We start from the raw sequence: 18,753 nt of genomic DNA on the forward strand, positions 1-18,753 counted from the left end.
TTCTTCGAAAGCCCGCACTGTCCATCAGGGAGCGCCGGGCTGCCAAGCGCGCTAAGGCCGTCGCGTCAACGCCGATTGCGCGAAAGCGCAAGGACCGACGTTAAAACGGATTTGCACGCTGCTTCAAAGAACATGCGGCAGAAATTCCGCAATTGAGCTGTTGGTAAAGGCCGCAGATTGAACCGATGAGTTGGATCGCAGAAAAGGTGGGTTTGATACGGGTATGCGATGGGATGTAGCGGCCAATCGCGAAGGTGCGGTAAGTGAGCAGGAGAAGCAGCTGTCGGGGCCCGTACCGAATTTGGGTTTGCTGTCGTGCCGGTTGTTGACCGCGGCGATCGACAGTCAGCATCCTCACCAGCAGCGTAAGCGAAGTGCTGCGCGCGGGCGAGCTCACCGACGCGACCGTGGGCGCGGCGATGACCGCGCCCACGGTGGTCACGACGGATTACCGACCTGACCGAACCGATGCAGACGCCGCCGCAGCACCGGGCTTCGCCGCCGGCCGCTCGTCGACGACGAGGGACATTGGCGGGGCAACTTCAGCCGGGGTGACGCGCTGAAGATGATGCTTCACACCCGATGAGTCTCGCCAGAGTTAGTGGCCGGTTCGCCGCAGCGGATCGAACTCGTGCAGGGCTTGGGGTTGCTTGCCGGTGGTGATCTGTTCGGCCAGCAGCCGGCCGGTGACCGGACCGTCCGTCAGTCCCCACATGCCGTGCCCACCGGCCACGTAAACGCTTGGTGACACCTCACCGATCAGCGCGCGGCCGTCGGGGGTGACTGGGTGCGCCCCAACCCACACGTTGCGGCGCTCGTCCCAGCGCACCCCATCTAGCAAGGGACCGGCCGAGGCGATGATGGCCTCCACCCGCTGTGGTATCACGGCCCGGTGGGGGTGATGGAATTCCATGGTGCCCGAGACTTGCATCGCGCTGTTGTGGGGTGTGCACGCCACCCGGATGTCCGGCAGGTAGATCGGGGTGAGTATTGGGCGGTCCACGGGTACGGTAAAGGAGTAGCCGTGTCCGGCCTGCACCGGCACGCGCAGCCAGCGGCCCGCCAGTTGCGATAACCGTGCGCCGGTGGCGATCACCGCGGCGTCGGCGCTCAGTACATTGTGGCGCGAGTACACGGTGACACCGCTGCCCGAGCTAGACACGTCGCGGATTTCCAGCCTGCGCATCGTGGCCCCGCGGTCCAGCACGGAGCGGCCCAGAGCCTCCACAAATGACCGCGAGTCGATGAACCGCTGCCCGTTGATGTTCAGCCCGGCGGTGACCGCCAGTGATGCCATGGGCACTTGCTCGCGTAACGCCTCGCCGGATAACCCGGTGACATCCATTGGCTGGCCGGCTTTTTCGAATTCGCTGAGCTGCCGTGCCATGTGCTCCGCGTCGTCGGTGCTGCGAAACACCGCGGTGATGGGTGTTTCGGTGATCGGGGCGTCGACGCCATTTGAGATGAGCACGTCGAAGGCTTCCATGCAGTCCTCGTTGAGGGCCACGTTGGCCCTCATGGTCCGTTTCCACGATGAGCGTTGGGAGTGGGCGAGGAACTGCGATAAGAAGACTCGGCCTCCGATGTCGGCGGTCAACGGGATGTGTAGTGGCGCGGTTGGGTTGCGCAGTGCGCGAAGGCCGCGGCGTAGCACCCCTGGGGAGTTCAGTGGAACAGCTAGCCCCGGGGCGATCCATCCGGCGTTGCCCGAGGACGCGCCGGCGGCCACTCCGGTTCGATCCACCACCGTGACCTCGACTCCGCGATCCTGCAAGAACCACGCCGTCGACAATCCGACGATGCCCGCACCGACAACGATCGCCGATCGCGGTCCGCCGTCGATCCGCTCGACGCCGACCATCACAGCACCTCCTCTCCTGACCTTGTTATCTACTTCCAATGGTGGCGTGAGGTGCGTGGCAACGCTTGCCGGAAGCCGACGATGCCGAAGCGGCATTTTGTCGCCACCCGACAACTCCGCCTCGATCGTGACTTGCCTAAACTTCTGCGGTGGCAGGGATGTCGACTGAATCGATCTCCTCGGGCACGCGACTCGAGTTGCGCAGCGGCCGCGGCGCGTTGGGCGGGATCGCGAATGCTCAATGCATCGGTCTTCTCTCGGGTGAGCGGTTTTCGATCATCGAGATGGAGACATTGCGGGACCACCACAATCGCCGTCACCACCAGCTCAGGCCGCGCGCACTTCGCGTGCTGGCGTGGATATCCCGTAGTTGGGGCTAGCCGTTGGCGCGACGCAACTTGTCTGACAGACGGCGGCTTACCGATTCGGAAATCAGGTTCGACACGTCGCCGCCGAGGGTCGCGACCTCTTTGACAAGCGACGACGACACGAACGAATACTGCGGGGCGGCCGCGACGAAAACGGTGTCCACGCCAGCGATGTGTTTGTTCATCTGTGCCATGTGCAGCTCGTATTCGTAATCGGTGCCAGTGCGCAGACCCTTCACGATGGCGGACAGTCCTCGTGACCTAACGAAGTCAACCACCAGGCCCTCGCTGGCCTCCACCCTCAGATTCGACAGATGCGTTGTCGACTCGTTGATCATCGCGATCCGCTCATCAACGTCGAACATGCCCCTTTTGATGGGATTGACCAGGATAGCGACGACAACGTCATCGAACTGGGCGGCGGCTCGCTCGAAAATGTCGACGTGGCCCAGCGTCACCGGATCGAACGACCCCGGGCATAACGCGCCGCTCATGACCGATGACGGTAGCAGGAAACCTTCAGCGGGTCCGGCGCGGAGACGGGCGGGCCGCAGCGCAGCGGTATGGGGCAGTCTGAGTCCAGCCAGTAGTGGGTCATGGGCGGTCACGGCGACCGCTAGACAGCTATCGCACCATAGGATTCGGAACGACCGGCGGTTCAGCTCGACTGAAGTCGAGGTACAAATGTCAGTTCGTCACCGTGGTACCGCATTCCGTCGAAGCCGACCACACCGGCGATCGAAATTCCGGCAAAGTGCGCCGATGTGAAGCCGTTGGACACGTTGTGATGCAAATTGTGTAGGTCGTTGAACGCGGCTTCGGCGAGATGTGCGTAGGCGAGGCCCAGACGACCGACCACGGCAGCCAGTACTGCCTGCGTACACGCCGACAAGGAGGAATCGCCGACGGTCAAAGCGTCGTAATAGTCGAAGTTTCGGGTCGTTTCTCGTCTGTGAATGCGTCACCGGCGACTACATCGCCAGGGTGACGTCGGCCTGCTTGACATCTGCGTGCGGTACAGCCGAAGTACGGGTCGCGCAACAGAAGTGGATACGTGCTCGCTGTAGTCGCAGCGAAGTCCCACAGCGCTTGCCGGGTAGCGGTCTCGGCTTATTCGTGCACTCCGAGCCCGCGGTTGAATGGCATCATCATGTGATTGGCGCGATCGCGCCAATACGTGGTCTCCTCGTCATTTGCCCCGAAGGGGCGGGCGATCGCCGAGCGGCGCGCACAGGAGTCGACGGCGTCGTGAAGGTTCTGCTGCGTCATCATGTTGACGCACGGGTTATCGTCCACTCGCGCAAAGTATACATCGGACCTGGTGACACCGCGGATGCGAATTTTCCAGACGCGTCGTGGTGGCCGAAGCTGGATTCTAGGCGCGCAGTTGCTACCAGCAGCGTTACGCCGCAGTGATATTCAAGTTGCCCATCTCCGGTAGCCGCAACGCATCGGACCGGTGCGTAAGCGATGTCGGGCCTGTACACCGCTGCTGTCCCGGCAAATCGTTAGCTGGAACATTCGTTGCCTTTGATGTCCGTCACGAGAACATAGCTCCGACGTGGTCCTGATTCGCGGACACGTCGTTTCACCTTGCCCGGCATGAATGCCGCCAGCGCAGGGCTTCAACGGCGTTGTCCTGCACGGTGTGTCAGCATCGGTAGTGCGTGAATTGCGATGTCCCAGCATGCGTGGCCGTCGTAACTCGATCCCGACTTGCCGGCAGTGCTCGGCGGTCGACGCTTGCGAGCTGGCATTGTTGCGCGCGGCCCCGGCGAAGGTCTAGCTCATTGCCGGGCACCCTTTTCGATCCGATCGCCGAGCTCACGGTCGATGTTGCGCCAGTAGCCGAAGGCGCGTTGCAGCACCGCCTCGCTGACGCCGGCGCGAAGATGACCAACGACGTTGTCCACCAGGCGGCCCCGCTCGGCCTCGTCCATCACGTCGCGAACCAGGGTGCCGGCTTGGCCCCAGTCGTCGTCCTCGGCTCGCCGCGTGTAGGCGGTGCGCACCATGTCACCGTCGGTGTGCCAACCCGCGGGCTCGCCGTAGCGTGCGGTGTCGGCCAGCGGGCCGCCTTTGGAGTTGGGCGCATACATCGGGTCGGTCGCCAGCTGGTAGCGCATGTTCCCGGCGGTGCTGTAGCTGTGCACAGGCGAGTGCGGTGCGTTGACGGGCAGTTGGTTGTAGTTGGCGCCGATGCGGTAGCGGTGGGCGTCGGCGTAGGCGAACATTCGACCCAGCAGCATCTTGTCCGGGCTGGGCCCGACGCCGGACACCATGTTGGACGGCTCCCAGGCACCCTGCTCGATCTGGCTGTGATGGTCGGTGGGGTTGCGATCCAGGGTCAGGGTGCCGACCTCGATCAACGGATAGTCGGCGTGCGGCCACACCTTGGTCAAGTCGAAGGGGTTGAACCGGTAGGTCTTGGCCTCGTCGAACGGCATGATCTGCATCTTCAGCGTCCAGCTCGGATGCTCGCCTCGCTCGATCGCCTCGAACAGGTCACGGGTGTGGTGATCGGTGTCGAGCTTGACCAGCTCGTCGGCTTGGTCTTGGGTCAGGTTCACCACGCCCTGGCCGGTGATGAAATGGTATTTGACCCAGAACTTTTCGCCGCTGGCGTTGATCCACATATAGGTGTGTGAACCGTAGAGATTCATGTGCCGCCAGGTGGAGGGGATGCCGCGATCACCCATCAGGTAGGTGACCTGATGGGCGGACTCCGGTGAGAGCGTCCAGAAGTCCCACTGCATGTCGTGGTCGCGTAGGTTGCTGTCGGCGCGGCGCTTTTGCGAGCGGATGAAATGGCCGAACTTGAGCGGATCGCGAATGAAGAACACCGGGGTGTTGTTGCCGACGATGTCGTAGTTGCCCTCGGTGGTGTAGAGCTTCAGGGCCCATCCGCGTGGGTCGCGCCAGGTGTCTGGGCTGCCGCGCTCACCGGCCACGGTGGAGAACCGGATCACGGTCTCGGTTGTGGTGCCGGGCTGAAACACCGCCGCTTTGGTGAAGGCACTCACGTCATTGGTGACCTCGAAACGCCCAAAGGCGCCGCTGCCCTTGGCATGTGGTTGGCGTTCCGGGACGCGTTCGCGGTTGAACGCGGCCATCTGCTCGATCAGGTAGTGATCGTGCAGCAGGATCGGTCCGTCGGGGCCGATGGTCAATGAATGCTCGTCACTTTCGACCGGGATGCCGGCATCGGTCGTGGTCGGCGGTGTGGGTCGTGTGGCGGTCATGGGGTGCCTTTCGGTGGGGGTTGACTATTCAGGATCTAGCAGGACAGGCATGTCCGGTAACTCATCTCGTTGCAGAGCACCTCCGTCAGATTCCCAGCGCTGCAGCGAGATCGGGGCCAGTGACGGGTCTGTTGTACCGTGCATGCCGTTACCGATTGGCTGACCGTGGCCAAATGATTCATGGGGTGCTGGCCGGGGTCGTCTCCAAGATGTATGTGTCCGTTTCGGGGGTGTGTGGGGCTGTCATGAGCGGGGTCACCGTTCCACGCTGCGGCCGGGATGCTGATGCCCGTTCCCGTTGCTGAGCAGGCTGTCGAGATCGTGTTGCCATGCGGTGAACCGGATACGGTTACACACTGCTCGGGCGAGCGTGGAAAGGGTCGCCGCGAGGGCGACCACGCTTATCCACATCACCAGTGCGCCCGTCGCTGCCTCCACGGCGGCGCGGGTGGTCGGGGTTGGTGCGGGCACTTGCGCTCCGTTGTGGTCGATCCAGATCTCAACAGTGTCACCAGGTTTGATGGCCGATGGTGCCTTGACCGCGCCGGTGTGTTCGGTGCCGTCGGCTGTCCATAGGGCCGGTACCGTGGTAGCGCCGGTGCGCGAGTTTTGTTGCGGGGACGGGCCATCAGTGACCGTCGCGGCCACGGTGCGGCGGGTGTCGGCCTGCTCGGCGTAGGCCTGCCGGCGGGAGTCATACACTGCGGTGCCCACAGCGCCCGCGATCGGGAGGGCAAACAGCGACACGACGACAGCGAGCACCATGACTAAAGCCTCGATCCGATCGGTACCACGTACCAGCGGATCGCGGCCGGCTAGCCGCAACACGAGGGGCCACCGGGGAAAGCGCACGGTAAAGGTGTCCATCACGGCTTCGTCAGTGCCCCAACGAGCAGTCCCACAGTGGTCGTGGGGACCGTGGGGATTCATCGAAATCCTCTCCCTTCAAGTCGGCTTCGGTATCCGGCGTCGAAGGGATGGGAGGCGGTCGGGTCGCATATGTCGGCAGCCGGTGGCGTGCCGCCGATGTATTGAGCGGGAGCCGATGAGGGGCGAGCAGCCCGCGCAACTGTCGTCGTCCGCGGGACAGCCTCGAAAGCACGGTTCCGACTGGGGTGCCCATGACCTCAGCGAGCTCTCTCCGCCGGAGGCCTTCGACATCGGCGTAATACACCGCCATTCTGAAATGCTCAGGCAGCGCCTGCATCGCTGCCTTAATCACGTTGTTCGGCAGCCCTGCCAGGGCCCCATCCTCGGCCGAGCGCGGCCCGGTTGGCGTCTGCTGCGCATGTCTTGCCAGCTGCCGGTCAGTGGTCTCCTCAGCCGGGAACTGTGCCGGGCGCCGCTGTCTCTTTCGGTAGCCGTTGATGTAGTTCTTGGTCAATATCCGGTACAGCCACGCCCTGAGGTTCGTACCCCACTGGAACACGTCAACATGTGCCCATGCTTTCAGCAGCGTGTCCTGCACGAGATCCTCCGCGTCGGCATGCTGGCGGGTCATCCGCAATGCTTGCCAGTACAGCGGCCCGATCAGCGGCGTGACCTCGTGGACGAATGCGACCGTCGGCTCGTTTGTGGAACCAGCTAATTCAGGCAGTCCTGAGCTCACGGTTCGTGCTTCCACAGGGGCATCGACCCGATCCGGGGTGACCATCACCACCTCGACATCTGAGCTTTGCCTCATGATATTGATGGTGGTGGGACTGGCCAGCGCAGGCTTGCCTGAACCACACAACGATGCGGCCGCCCTTTGTCGTGTTTCGACAGTGCGCGCGGTTAGTCGGTGTCGGCGGCTGCGAGTTCGATCATCATCGCCAGCCGTTTCTTGGCGTCGTCCAGTTGCAGGTTAGCGATGTCGGCCATCTTGCGTAGCCGGTATCGCACGGTGTTCTCGTGGATTCCCAACCGCTCGCCAGCCTCGGCGGGATCACCCTGTCCCTCCAACCACGCCTGCAGCGTCACCACGTATTCGGTGGCATTGGCCTCGTCATGGCGGCGCAACTCGGCCACCGGCCCGCGATCCGGGGATCGACCTGTGCGCGCCGCCGTGCGCAGCCGCTGCAGCAGGATATCGTCCCACGACTCATCGTAGGCGGGGGGCGTGGTGCCGCGAGCCCACACTTCGTGAAGTGCCAGACACTCGTCGGCCTCGCGTCGCGCCGCGACGAGGTCCGCCGCCCCGGCCGGCCCGCTGATACCGGCCAGCACCGTCACCTGCTCAGGTAGCGCCGCTCGCAGACCGGCGACCCACTTGCGAGCCGTTGCCGATGGCTCGCCGGGAAGCAGGGTGTAGACGGTGTTGCCGGCCAGGGCGCTGCGGCCCGGCCGTGACCAGCCGAACCCAGTGGTGGCGCGCTCGAACGCCAACAGCAGGGATGCGTCTCGTTCGGCGCCGATGAACGCCTGGACCGCGATCACCCGCAACAGGCTGTGCGGTAGGCCCAGGCGGCTGGCCGCGGTGGCGGCATCGGCGGTACCTTCCAGTAACCGGATCACGAGTTCGGTCTCGATCTGGCGTTCCAGGTCGGCGCTGGCGCGGGAGCGCAACAGGTGCAGGGCCACCGTGCGGGCGCCGTCGATCAACGCGGTGAGCGCGGCCCCATCCAACGGCGCCCCACATTCCACCCACACCGAGCCCAGGAGTTCTCGACCCGAGCGCGCCGCCACCACCATGCGTCCGGTCATCCCATGATCGGCGTCTTGGGCGACAAACAGCGGTTCGTCGGAGGCCACCAGATGTGTGTACACACCACGGGCCGCGAAGAACGCCCGAATCCCCTTCGGTGCCTGTCGCTCCAGGATGGTCGCTGCTCGAGCCGGGTCGGCGTGCTGGTGCAGCCGGGAATACGCCAGCACGCGGCACAGCCGGTCCTCGATAATAACCGCGCCACCGATCGCCTCGGCCAAGCTGTCGGTCAACGCGAATAAATCCGTTGGGCCACGGCCGGATTCGGTCTCGCGGCCTTCCATCACCAAGCCGTAGATGATGGCGGCCAATTCGCTCCAGGTCACTGCTGGATCGACCACCATCACCGCGACGCCCTCGTCCGCGCCACCGAATGTGGTGTCGTCATCACCGCCGCGGATCAGCACCACAACCGCGTGCGCCGCGGCCGCCCAGCGCACCGCTTGTTTGACCGAGTGAGCACCGATACCGAGCAAGACGTCGCCGACAACCGTCCGATCATCGGTCACCTCATGCAGGATGACGCTGCGCAACTCTGTGGACCGCGGTATCGGGCAGAAACGCAGCCGTACGCCGTAGCTGCCCAGCACATTCACCAGGCGGTCTAACGTGACCACAAACTGCCCCCTACACCGAACCGATCACCCAGCGTAACCAGCAGCCCACCACGCAGTCGGCAAATCACATTTGTGTCGGGGAGAGGTTTGGCCGCCGGGATCGGCGTCGTTGGCGGGGTGTTTTCTCGTTGCAGCCTGAAGCAACACAGCTCGCGTGGGTGTTGGCCGCGCTGTCACGACAGGCCATGGTCACGGCGGGATGTCCTTACTGCTGAACAGATTTAGCGACGGTGAGCAGTACGACGCAATCATCGACGGCGTGCAGGCCGTGGCGGGTGGAGGGGATGACGAGGTGATCGCCGGGGCGGCCGTCCCAGCTGGTGTCGGGACTGGTCAGCCGAACGCGACCGTGCAATACCTGAATTGTGGCCTCGCCCGGACTGTCGTGATCGTCGAGGCTGGTGCCCGCGGTCAGGGCAATCAGGGTTTGTCGCAACGTGTGTTGGTGTCCGCCGTATACGGTATGTGCGCTGCGGCCGCTGTGGGCGTCGTGGGCGGCGGCCAGGTGTTGTCGGGCGAGCGCGGTCAGTGAGATCTTGTCCATCTGGGTTGTCCTGGTTCTCAGTGATTTGAGGGCTGTGTCAGCTGGTGGTGCAGGTCCTCGACATAGCCGTCGTAGGCGGCGGCGACGGTATCGAGGTCGACCTGCTCGGGCAGGTCGTCGGGGTTTTGACGGGCGATCAGGTAGGCCGCGGTCGCCTCGACGACGCGCTGCTCGTCCTCGGCGATTTGCGCAACCACGGCAGGGTCGGCGTGCACGCGCACGACAATCGTCCCTTCGTCCTGTGCAAATCGGACCAGGTAGTCGTGATCGCCGAGCGCCTCGAGGGCCGGCTGATGAACGCTCATGGTGTTCTCCTTCGTGGGTGGTTGGGGGATCGTCATCCCGCCAGGAGTGCGGCGCCAAGGGCGATCAGAGCGGCGAGCTTGACCGCCTCCAAGCCGATGTAGGCGTGGTGTGCGCGGGAGCGGGGTGCGTCGTAGCCAGCCAGCACGCGCGCCGTGCGCCGGTTGAGCTTCGGCCGCACCAACAGCAGTTGGACGGCGAGCAGGACGACTGTCAGTGCGGCGAGGATGAGCACCGGGCCCGATGATCTGGTAACGCTCAGGCATACCGCGATGACGACGGCCCAGACGACCTCGGCGATATTGAGGGCCTGAAACACGATGCGCCCGATGGCCAGGCCCACCCGTAGCTCGAGACCTTCGGCGCGGAACTTCAGGGGTGCTTCCAGGAATGAGATCGCCAGGACCATGCCCAGCCATATCAGCGTGGCCGCCGCAGCCACCCGAATGGCGAGGTCGGTCATGACGATGCCCGATCACGTGTCGGTGCGGGTGCCAGATGGGCGACGCACAAGTCCGGTTCGACGAACGGATCGAGGCGATCCACGGTGACCGGTGCCCGTAACGTGCTCAGTGCACCCTGCATCAGGCCCAGGTGCACAGAACACACCACCTCGCCATGTTCTTCGGCCAGGTTCTGGAAGGGACAGTGCCGCAGCCGGATCTCGCGGGTGCGCGGACCGTCAGCGGGTTCGGGCTCAAAGCCCAAGTCGGCCAGCAGCTCAACCAGTTCGGTGACCGCGCGGGTCTTCGACGGCGCGCGGCTCTGCTGGGCGGATGACACCAGAGCCGGGCTCGTTGAGCGGCCCAGGTGTGCGGCGATTCCGGCGGGATCGGGGCTTCGGGCGACATAGTCGGTCAGGATGCTGGCGAGGAGCCGATAGTTCGTCGGTCCGGTGGGGTCCATCCGGCGGCTGGCGCGAAACAGGACCGGCGGACGCCCGCGCCCGACGGAGCCACCGAGGACTTGTTCGACGCGGCCGGCGCGCTGCAGTGCATCGAGGTGAAACCGAACCGTGTTCGGGTGCACGCCGAGTTCCTCGGCGACGCTGGTGATGCTGCGCGGCACGGTCGAGGCGCGCAGCACCTGCAGGATGACGTCTCGGCGCCCCGGGTGGCCGGTCCTCGGGTTATGTGTGGCCGCATCGGTGGACATCAGTGGCCCTGCGGCGGCAGGGCCGCCACCATCGGGGTGTCGGCGTCGATGACGCCGAGTTTGGCGGCACCGCCCGGTGATCCCACGGGATCGGCCTGACCCGGCAGGATGTCGGTGAAAAATTTGACGTTCTCATCGAGATAGGGCCGCAGCGGTTCGGGCAGATCGTCTTCGTAGTAGATCGCTTCCACCGGGCATACCGGCTCGCACGCGCCGCAGTCAACACACTCGTCGGGGTGGATGTAGAGCATCCGCGCGCCCTCATAGATGCAGTCCACCGGGCACTCATCCACGCAAGCACGGTCCTTGATGTCCACGCACGGTTGTCCGATCACGTATGTCATGCCCACGACATTACTCCAATTACGGGTTGTAGGAATAGCGCTATCGCGATGCCCCAGGGAATCCGCAAACGCTTGCACCGACGAGATCGGCGTACGCCAAACGCCCGAATCCCGTAGGCGCTCCGAGGCCCGCTGTGACACAACCGCGGCATCGACCCGGAGCTACCGCGGGCAGCTGGACATGGCTGCCGTTTGCCATCGCGCAGTGGCTGCCGTGCGTATATGCAGTGAAAAGCCTTTTCCGACAAGGCCCTTAGGCTGCAGGCCATCCGCCTCGCAGCCAGTGTGATCGTGGCGACCCGCTGCTACACGGCGCCGCCCGGCCCCTAGCGTGCCTCGGCGCTGCCGTCCTACACCCCTTACCTAAACCTATTTAGCGGGCTATAGTCCGTTAAAGTCTCGTAGTGAAAGTGATGACACATGGCACCTGAGATGACGCATCTGCTCGCCGGTGTGGGCCCGCCGTGAGTTTCCTCGTCGAAGTGACACCTGCTCGACCGTTCCCGCAACGTCGTGGACTCAGGGGCACGTTCGCGTACCGGGTGGTGACGACGACTGATCCCAAGTTGCTCGGGATGATGTACATCGTCACCTCGGTCGCATTTTTCATGGTCGGCGGATTGATGGCGCTGTTCATGCGCGCCGAGCTTGCCGCGCCGGGTTTGCAGGTCTTCTCCAACGAGCAGTACAACCAGCTCTTCACCATGCACGGCACGATCATGCTGTTGCTGTATGCGACCCCGATCGTGTTCGGGTTCGCCAATTGCATTCTGCCGCTGCAGATCGGCGCACCCGATGTGGCGTTTCCGCGCCTGAACGCGCTGAGTTACTGGCTGTTTGTGTTCGGTGCGCTCGTCACGGTGTCCGGTTTCATTACCCCCGGGGGAGCCGCCGATTTCGGCTGGACTGCATACACGCCGCTGAGCGACGCCATTCACTCCCCGGGCGCCGGCGGTGACCTGTGGATCATGGGCTTGGCGGTCGCGGGCCTCGGTACCATCCTGGGCGCGGTCAACATGATCACCACGGTCGTATGCATGCGAGCGCCGGGGATGACGATGTTTCGGATGCCGATCTTCACCTGGAACGTTTTCATCACCATGATCATGGTCCTGTACGCCTTCCCCCTATTGACCTCCGCGCTGCTCGCACTGGCCGCCGACCGCCACCTCGGCGCGCATATCTACGACCCGGCCATCGGCGGAGCGATCTTGTGGCAGCACCTATTCTGGTTCTTCGGCCACCCCGAGGTGTACATCGTCGCGATCCCGTTCTTCGGCATCATCACCGAAGTCATTCCGGTGTTCAGCCGCAAACCGGTCTTCGGGTACACGACCATGGTCTACGCGACCGTGAGCATTGCCGCGCTGTCCACCGCGGTCTGGGCGCATCACATGTTCGCCACTGGGGCCGTTCTCCTACCCTTCTTCTCATTCATGTCGTTTCTGATCGCCATCCCCACCGGCATCAAGTTCTTCAACTGGATCGGCACGATGTGGCACGGCCAATTGACATTTGAGACACCGATGCTGTTCTCGGTGGGCTTCATGCTCACCTTCCTCCTCGGGGGCCTCTCCGGCGTCATGTTGGCCAGCCCCCCGCTCGACTTCCACGTCACCGACAGCTACTTCCTGGTCGCCCACTTCCACTACGTGCTGTTCGGCACCATCGTGTTCGCCACCTATGCCGGCATCTACTTCTGGTTCCCGAAGATGACCGGGCGTCTGCTCGACGAGCGGCTGGGCAAGCTGCACTTCTGGCTGACCTTCATCGGCTTCCACACCACGTTCCTGGTGCAGCACTGGCTCGGCAACAAAGGCATGCCGCGCCGCTACGCCGATTACCTGCCCGCCGACGGATTTCAGACGCTCAATATCGTCTCCACCGTCGGGGCGTTCACCCTCGGCGTATCCATGCTGCCGTTCGTCTGGAACGTCTTCAAGAGCTACCGCTACGGCGAGATCGTCACCGTCGACGACCCATGGGGCTACGGCAACTCCCTCGAGTGGGCCACCAGCTGCCCACCGCCGCGCCACAACTTCACCGAACTACCCCGAATCCGTTCGGAGCGGCCCGCTTTCGAACTGCACTACCCCCACATGATCGAGCGGATGCGTGCCGAAGCCCACATTGGGCAGCGCCATCGCCCCGGCGTGGACGCCACGAGCGACACTCCTAGCACGAACCAGAACCGGGCTCCCGGTGGGTAAACGGTGACCAACTAGCAGAAGTCGGTGGGCAGCCGCCCACTGGGCCTCTCATGTGACCGGCATTCGGGCATCGCGGGCGTACGGGGTCTGTCGTTGTGGCACAGGCATTTTGACGTAGGGGTGTTCTTGCGAGGTTCGGCAGGCGAGCACACTTGTTTTTACACAAACTGGTATTGTGAAAACTGTGGAGAACGTTGAGATGAGCGCCCGGGAGCTTGATGTGCGTGTTCTACCCAAGCCGGACAAGCACCCGGCGATCTTCGCGGCGTATGAGCATCTAGGCGTGGGGGAACTGTTCGTTCTGGTGAACGACCACGACCCCAAACATCTGCACGAGGAGTTCGAAGCCGACTATCCCGGCTCCTACGGCTGGGCCTACATCGAGGCGGGACCGCGGGTCTGGCGCATCGGCATCACCAAGCTGGCCTCCACAGCGCTGCCCCGAGTTGTGGTGACCACAGTGGACGATCCGCGGGGCGCCGGCTCGACGGTGGCGTGGCGGCTGCAGCCCCGCAAGCGCGACCTGGACGCCAACATCATTGCGCTACCGCCCGATGGCGTCATCGACACCCACACCGGTCCCGACCTCGACGTGCTGATCCATGTCATCGCCGGGAGCGGCCAGCTCGACACGGAACGCGGCGGCATCGACATGACGCCCGGCGTGCTCGTGTGGCTGCCGCGGCAATCGGTGCGGCGGTTCTCCGCCGGCCCGAACGGGCTGCGATATCTGACCGTGCATCAGCGCCGCGAAGCGCTGACGCTGCACGCGCCACTGCCGCGGGGAGTGTGATGAGCCGTCGGCAGTTCCGCAACTACGCGCCATCGCACCCGGTGCACTCGTCGCTTGTCGATGCCTGATTTCGCCGAGGGCATCGTGGCACTGATTTGCTCGCCGGCCGGGTACGCGTGTACCGCGTCCCGGCACTATCGATCTCACCCGCGCACCGCCGCCGAAATCCTTGTTCACGTGAGCAAAGAATCACTGGCGCTGTCAATCTGGCGACAACGAAGATGCCCGACAAGGGACCTCAGGCCATCGTTAGCAAGCAAGCCATGGGCTAGCTTTTACACAAATCGTATTTGTAATAATTAGCGATCCGCTCCTGCGGCAGATGTGGACGTCTGCATTGGGAGCGCAGATAGTAAGGAGTTCGTGGGTATGAGCATCGCGGATCGAATCGTGCGGACCAACTGGGAGGGTCCTCTCGCGTCTGGCAAAGGCGCTCTGTCAGGGGGCAGTAGCGCGGCGCTGGACGGCCTGCAGGTGACCTGGGCCTCTCGAACCGAGCAACCAGGCGGCAAGACCAGTCCGGAAGAGCTGGCGGCAGCGGCACATTCATCGTGCTTCGCGATGGCGCTGGCATTGAAACTGGGCGAGAACAACACTCCGCCGCAACGGCTGGACGTGAAGTCCACCGTGACTCTGGATGCAGTCGACGGAGTTCCGACGATTACTACCTCCCAGCTGACGGTCAGGGCAGAGGTTGCTGGTCTGGGCGCGGACACCTTCGCGGCCGTGGTGGATGAGGCCGCAGCTCTGTGTCCGGTGTCGCGATTGTTCGCCGGGGCCAAGATCAGCGTCGATGCCAAGCTTGATTAGGCCGATCGGTGCAAGTGCTGTGAACTGACGAAGCGGAGAACGCCATGCCCGACGGGGTTCTGGCTGCTCTTCTGAAACGTGAGCACCACGAAATAGACAGTGGAATAGCGACCTTCATCGACAACCTCGATGTTGGCTGCGTCAAGCCCGGACTGTCGAGCACGTCGTTGGACGCACTGCGCCGTCACATTTACTTGGAGGAGACCTTTCTGTTCCCTCCGATCCGCGAGGCCGGCATGATCATGCCGATCGGCGTGATGATGCGTGAGCACGGCGAACTGTGGCGCACCACGGGCGCCCTGACCGATCTGCTCGTTGACAGAGCCGACTACGAACAGCTGCGCGATATCTCCCATCGGCTGCAGGGGCAACTCGAGCAGCACACCTCGAAAGAGGAACCCATCATCTATCCGCATGCGGATAGCGACCTTCCAGCGCAGGTGAGCGCGGAGATTGCCCGCTTCATCGCATTCGGCCGAACTCCGGACGGATGGGTTTGTCGGCAGGCTGGTCGGTGATGCGTACCCACGGCGACAGCGGGAACAAGCTCGGTGCGGTCGGAAGAGACAGATTCGTCGTGTCCTCACCGGGGCCAGCGCTCGATCTACCCGTGCGCCCACACTAGACCGGTTCACAGACCACCAGCGGAATCACGCGGTCGGTCCACGATTGATATTTGGCCCAACGCGGGTTGTGTGCGATGAATCGCGGCCAGAGTTGCGCCCGTTCCCGCCTTGTCGGCAACGCGAGCGCGCATGGTGTGGTCTGCGCTCGGATCTGCACGTGCACATCAGGATTCGCGCGCAGGTTCAGAAACCACATTGGGTGTGTGGGCACACGGCCCTCCGACGCCACCACGACCACACCGATACCGTCGGCCATAAACATTCAACGGACTCGTTCGGGATAATCCGCTCGTGCGGCCCGTCGTAGTCAATAGAGATAGGGGATCCCCAGCTCATGCCACCACCCGCGCGTCGGTGACGCGATAGATTGCCACGTTCGACTTGGCCATCCATTTCAAGAGACCTGGGCCAGAACCGACATGAGAACCGGCGGTCTCTTGGATGCCATTTTCCGAGTCTAAATCGGTCGATGTAACGCGCTGGATCAATGGGTGTCCGCACCGGACTGGATGAGGCGGGCCGTACCATCCGCCGCGTTTGCCCAATTCGGTTGCCCCGTCATGCGCTGCGGGTCCGCACCTGCTGCGCGGCGGCCACCAGACGCTGCAGGGATGCCGTCACTTCATCGGTAGTGCGTGTCTTCAACCCGCAGTCGGGGTTGACCCAGAGCCTTTCGGCGGGAACCGATTCCAGCGCCTCGCGCAGCAATGAGATGATCTCATCTACGCCGGGAACGCGTGGTGAGTGGATGTCGTAGACACCTGGCCCCACGCTGTTGGCGAAGCCTGCCGCGTTGAGATCGCCGAGTACCTCCATGTGGCTGCGTGCGGCCTCGATGGAGGTGACGTCGGCATCGAGATCCGCAATCGCACCGATTACCTCCCCGAACTCCGAATAGCACAAATGGGTGTGGATCTGGGTGGAGTCCGCGACTCCTGAAGTCGAGAGCTGGAAAGCGCTAACTGCCCACCGAAGGTAGGCGTCCTTGTCCTCAGTTCGCAGGGGCAGCAGTTCACGCAGCGCGGGCTCGTCCACCTGGATGATGGCGATACCGGCCAACTCCAGATCGATTGCCTCATCGCGAATCGCCAGCGCCACTTGGGCTGCCGTCGCGGCCATTGGTTGATCGTCACGCACGAACGACCACGCCAGAATCGTCACCGGACCGGTCAACATGCCTTTCACCGGTTTGTCGGTGAGCGACTGGGCGTAGGTGATCCAGTCCACCGTCATCGGGCGGAGCCGAGCCACGTCGCCGTACAGGATCGGCGGGCGCACGCACCGACTGCCGTAGGACTGCACCCATCCGTTCTGTGTCGCGAAGAACCCGTCGAGCTTTTCGGCGAAGTACTGCACCATGTCGTTGCGTTCGGGTTCACCGTGGACCAGCACGTCGAGGCCGAGCTCCTCCTGCAGCGTGATGACATCAGCGATCTCCGCCTGCATCCGCCGCTCGTACTCAGCCTGGTCGATGTTGCCGGCCCGCAGATCTGCCCTAGCGACTCGGATGGCCGATGTCTGCGGGTAAGAACCGATGGTGGTGGTCGGCAGCTCGGGCAGATGCAACCGCTCGGTTTGCGCCGCACGGCGTGCAGCTGCGGGACCCCGTCCTGCTCCTGACGCTGTGATTGACGAGATGCGGGATCGGATCTGGCCGTTGTTCAGCCGCGGGTCAGAGCGGCGCGACGCAATCGCTGAGTTGGAGGTGGCGACCTCATCGGCGATAGCCTCGCTGCCCTCTCTCAAGCCGCGCGCCAAGGCGACGACCTCGGCGACCTTCTCCGTGCCAAATGCCAGCCAACTACGCAGTGCGGCATCGATATCCGATTCGGCATCGAGCGTGTACGGAACGTGCATGGTTGAGCAGGACGTCGCCACTGCGACCTGGCCACCCTGTCCTTGCAGGCTGACGAGCGTACCTAGAGCCGCCTCGAGATCCGCGCGCCAGATGTTGCGCCCGTCGACGATGCCCGCCACGACGAGCTTGTCGGCTAGCTCGGGAATGGCCGCGACTGCTGAGATTCCACCGGCCACGAGATCGACTCCGATCGCTTCGACTGCGGTGCGCGCCAAGACAGGCAGCACTCCGTTGAGCGTGCCGAAATAGGTGGCGACGAAGATGGCAGGACGCGTGACTAGACGTCCGAGCATCTCGTAGCTGCGCGCCGCCAATTCTTCCGCGTTTTCCAAAGCGTCGGTAACCAGCACGGGCTCGTCGACCTGAACCCAATCCACACCCTTATCGACGAGCAACTCCAGCAGCTCGCCGTACACGACAAGTAGCTCGGCGAGCCGGTCGATCGGCGCACCCGCACCATCGACGGCCTTACTCAACGCTAGGAACGTGATCGGCCCCACGATGACCGGTCGGGCTGGAATCCCCAGTGCGCGGGCCTCTTCCAATTCCGCCAGCACCTTGCCCGGATTGAGCGTGAACTCCGTGTCGGGCCCGATTTCGGGAACGATGTAGTGGTAGTTGGTGTCGAACCACTTGGTCATTTCCAATGGCGCGATCTCGTCGTTGCCGCGGGCGGCCACGAAATAACGCTCCAGATCGTCGGTGACGCCGGTAGCCCGGGTCGGCAATGCGCCTACCAGGACCGCGGTGTCGAGCACCTGGTCGTAATAGGAAAACGTGTTCACCGGAACCGAATCCAGCCCTGCGGCGACCAGTGACTTCCAGGTATCGCTCCGCAGTTTCGCAGCGATGAACTCAAGCTCACTGCGGGCGAGGATGCCCGCCCAGTACATCTCGACAGCGCGCTTAAGTTCGCGGTTGGGGCCGATGCGCGGTGAACCGAGAATGGTCGCGGTAAACGGTGCTGCGGTCATCACGACGTCCTCCAACGTCCGACGGGATGGTCATCGCCAGGAGACGTCGCACCGAGGACGGCGCGAAGGCCGCTCCGGTCATCCGCCCGTCCCACGAGGCGACAAACCACCGGATGCGGCGCGCCCGGAGCAACTGCCAGGTCTTCGGACTCGCAGGCTCGCGTCGCGCGGTCCCGCACGCCTACTGACCGACGCTCATATACGCGGTCGTAGCGCGGGGGATAGGCGACGTTGCCGACCGCGACAACGTCGTTGATCGCAGCAATACCGACCTTGTCTGAGCCGGCCATGACTTTCGGTGTGGTCCGACCCTTCCGTCCGGGACCGTTGATAGACACTGTCGTCGCCATCACACACCTTCC

20 protein-coding genes are annotated in these 18,753 nt (G+C 63.7%); 4 read left to right on the forward strand and 16 right to left on the reverse strand.

Annotated elements, in window-relative coordinates; genetic code table 11:
- Window positions 1–100: 100 nt before the first annotated feature.
- The 14 genes from D3H54_RS14775 to fdxA all read right to left on the reverse strand — a co-directional run bounded on the left by D3H54_RS14775 (window position 101) and on the right by fdxA (window position 11,120).
- Window positions 101–442 carry a hypothetical protein gene (locus tag D3H54_RS14775; RefSeq protein WP_149379663.1) on the reverse strand — a complete coding sequence of 114 codons (342 nt, stop codon included), beginning with the start codon at window positions 440–442 and terminating at the stop codon, window positions 101–103.
- Window positions 443–598: 156 nt separating this feature from the next.
- On the reverse strand, window positions 599–1,861 hold the full coding sequence (locus D3H54_RS14780; protein WP_149379664.1) for an NAD(P)/FAD-dependent oxidoreductase: 1,263 nt from the start codon (window positions 1,859–1,861) through the stop codon (window positions 599–601).
- Between the two features lie 376 nt (window positions 1,862–2,237).
- Window positions 2,238–2,723 carry a pantetheine-phosphate adenylyltransferase gene (gene coaD, locus D3H54_RS14785; RefSeq protein ID WP_149379665.1) on the reverse strand — a complete coding sequence of 162 codons (486 nt, stop codon included), beginning with the start codon at window positions 2,721–2,723 and terminating at the stop codon, window positions 2,238–2,240.
- A 164-nt stretch (window positions 2,724–2,887) separates the two neighbouring features.
- Complete coding sequence (locus D3H54_RS14790) at window positions 2,888–3,187, reverse strand: hypothetical protein (RefSeq protein WP_149379666.1); 300 nt, start codon at window positions 3,185–3,187, stop codon at window positions 2,888–2,890.
- A 152-nt stretch (window positions 3,188–3,339) separates the two neighbouring features.
- Window positions 3,340–3,648 (reverse strand): hypothetical protein, encoded by a 309-nt coding sequence (locus D3H54_RS14795; RefSeq protein WP_149379667.1) that lies wholly within the window; start codon window positions 3,646–3,648, stop codon window positions 3,340–3,342.
- Window positions 3,649–4,016: 368 nt separating this feature from the next.
- The gene (locus D3H54_RS14800) at window positions 4,017–5,471 is read right to left on the reverse strand and encodes a catalase (protein WP_149379668.1); all 1,455 of its coding nucleotides are present in this window, start codon (window positions 5,469–5,471) and stop codon (window positions 4,017–4,019) included.
- Window positions 5,472–5,726: 255 nt separating this feature from the next.
- Window positions 5,727–6,338: an Rv1733c family protein gene (locus tag D3H54_RS14805; RefSeq protein WP_168214870.1), complete on the reverse strand. Its 612-nt coding sequence runs from the start codon at window positions 6,336–6,338 to the stop codon at window positions 5,727–5,729.
- A 10-nt stretch (window positions 6,339–6,348) separates the two neighbouring features.
- On the reverse strand, window positions 6,349–7,155 hold the full coding sequence (locus D3H54_RS14810) for a sigma-70 family RNA polymerase sigma factor (protein WP_149379670.1): 807 nt from the start codon (window positions 7,153–7,155) through the stop codon (window positions 6,349–6,351).
- 92 nt (window positions 7,156–7,247) lie between these two features.
- Window positions 7,248–8,774 (reverse strand): PucR family transcriptional regulator, encoded by a 1,527-nt coding sequence (locus D3H54_RS14815; RefSeq protein ID WP_149379671.1) that lies wholly within the window; start codon window positions 8,772–8,774, stop codon window positions 7,248–7,250.
- Between the two features lie 205 nt (window positions 8,775–8,979).
- Window positions 8,980–9,318, reverse strand: coding sequence for a cupin domain-containing protein (locus tag D3H54_RS14820; RefSeq protein ID WP_149379672.1), 339 nt, complete (start codon window positions 9,316–9,318; stop codon window positions 8,980–8,982).
- Window positions 9,319–9,335: 17 nt separating this feature from the next.
- Window positions 9,336–9,623 carry a hypothetical protein gene (locus D3H54_RS14825; protein ID WP_149379673.1) on the reverse strand — a complete coding sequence of 96 codons (288 nt, stop codon included), beginning with the start codon at window positions 9,621–9,623 and terminating at the stop codon, window positions 9,336–9,338.
- A 32-nt stretch (window positions 9,624–9,655) separates the two neighbouring features.
- Window positions 9,656–10,084 carry a hypothetical protein gene (locus tag D3H54_RS14830; protein WP_149379674.1) on the reverse strand — a complete coding sequence of 143 codons (429 nt, stop codon included), beginning with the start codon at window positions 10,082–10,084 and terminating at the stop codon, window positions 9,656–9,658.
- Window positions 10,081–10,776: a helix-turn-helix transcriptional regulator gene (locus D3H54_RS14835; RefSeq protein WP_149379675.1), complete on the reverse strand. Its 696-nt coding sequence runs from the start codon at window positions 10,774–10,776 to the stop codon at window positions 10,081–10,083. The genes D3H54_RS14830 and D3H54_RS14835 overlap by 4 nt, the downstream gene beginning before the upstream one ends.
- A complete protein-coding gene (fdxA, locus tag D3H54_RS14840; protein WP_149379676.1) occupies window positions 10,776–11,120 on the reverse strand; it encodes a ferredoxin in 345 nt (114 codons plus the stop codon). The genes D3H54_RS14835 and fdxA overlap by 1 nt, the downstream gene beginning before the upstream one ends.
- Window positions 11,121–11,584: 464 nt before the next feature.
- On the opposite strand from fdxA, the gene ctaD reads away from it, so the two are divergent.
- The 4 genes from ctaD (at window position 11,585) to D3H54_RS14860 (ending at window position 15,451) form a co-directional block, all read left to right on the forward strand.
- Window positions 11,585–13,330, forward strand: coding sequence for an aa3-type cytochrome oxidase subunit I (gene ctaD, locus D3H54_RS14845; RefSeq protein ID WP_149379677.1), 1,746 nt, complete (start codon window positions 11,585–11,587; stop codon window positions 13,328–13,330).
- Window positions 13,331–13,514: 184 nt separating this feature from the next.
- Complete coding sequence (locus D3H54_RS14850) at window positions 13,515–14,123, forward strand: DUF2249 domain-containing protein (protein ID WP_353620024.1); 609 nt, start codon at window positions 13,515–13,517, stop codon at window positions 14,121–14,123.
- Between the two features lie 369 nt (window positions 14,124–14,492).
- Window positions 14,493–14,933 (forward strand): OsmC family peroxiredoxin, encoded by a 441-nt coding sequence (locus tag D3H54_RS14855; protein ID WP_149379678.1) that lies wholly within the window; start codon window positions 14,493–14,495, stop codon window positions 14,931–14,933.
- Between the two features lie 44 nt (window positions 14,934–14,977).
- Window positions 14,978–15,451, forward strand: coding sequence for a hemerythrin domain-containing protein (locus tag D3H54_RS14860; RefSeq protein ID WP_149379679.1), 474 nt, complete (start codon window positions 14,978–14,980; stop codon window positions 15,449–15,451).
- A gap of 103 nt (window positions 15,452–15,554) precedes the next feature.
- Here D3H54_RS14860 and D3H54_RS32185 read toward each other — a convergent pair whose 3' ends face one another.
- Together D3H54_RS32185 and metE are read right to left on the reverse strand one after the other, a co-directional pair.
- Complete coding sequence (locus D3H54_RS32185) at window positions 15,555–15,821, reverse strand: nitroreductase/quinone reductase family protein (protein ID WP_353620025.1); 267 nt, start codon at window positions 15,819–15,821, stop codon at window positions 15,555–15,557.
- 296 nt (window positions 15,822–16,117) lie between these two features.
- On the reverse strand, window positions 16,118–18,391 hold the full coding sequence (gene metE / locus D3H54_RS14870; RefSeq protein WP_149379680.1) for a 5-methyltetrahydropteroyltriglutamate--homocysteine S-methyltransferase: 2,274 nt from the start codon (window positions 18,389–18,391) through the stop codon (window positions 16,118–16,120).
- Window positions 18,392–18,753 lie beyond the last annotated feature (362 nt).

This window comes from Mycobacterium sp. ELW1, from assembly GCF_008329905.1.
GTDB lineage: Bacteria > Actinomycetota > Actinomycetes > Mycobacteriales > Mycobacteriaceae > Mycobacterium.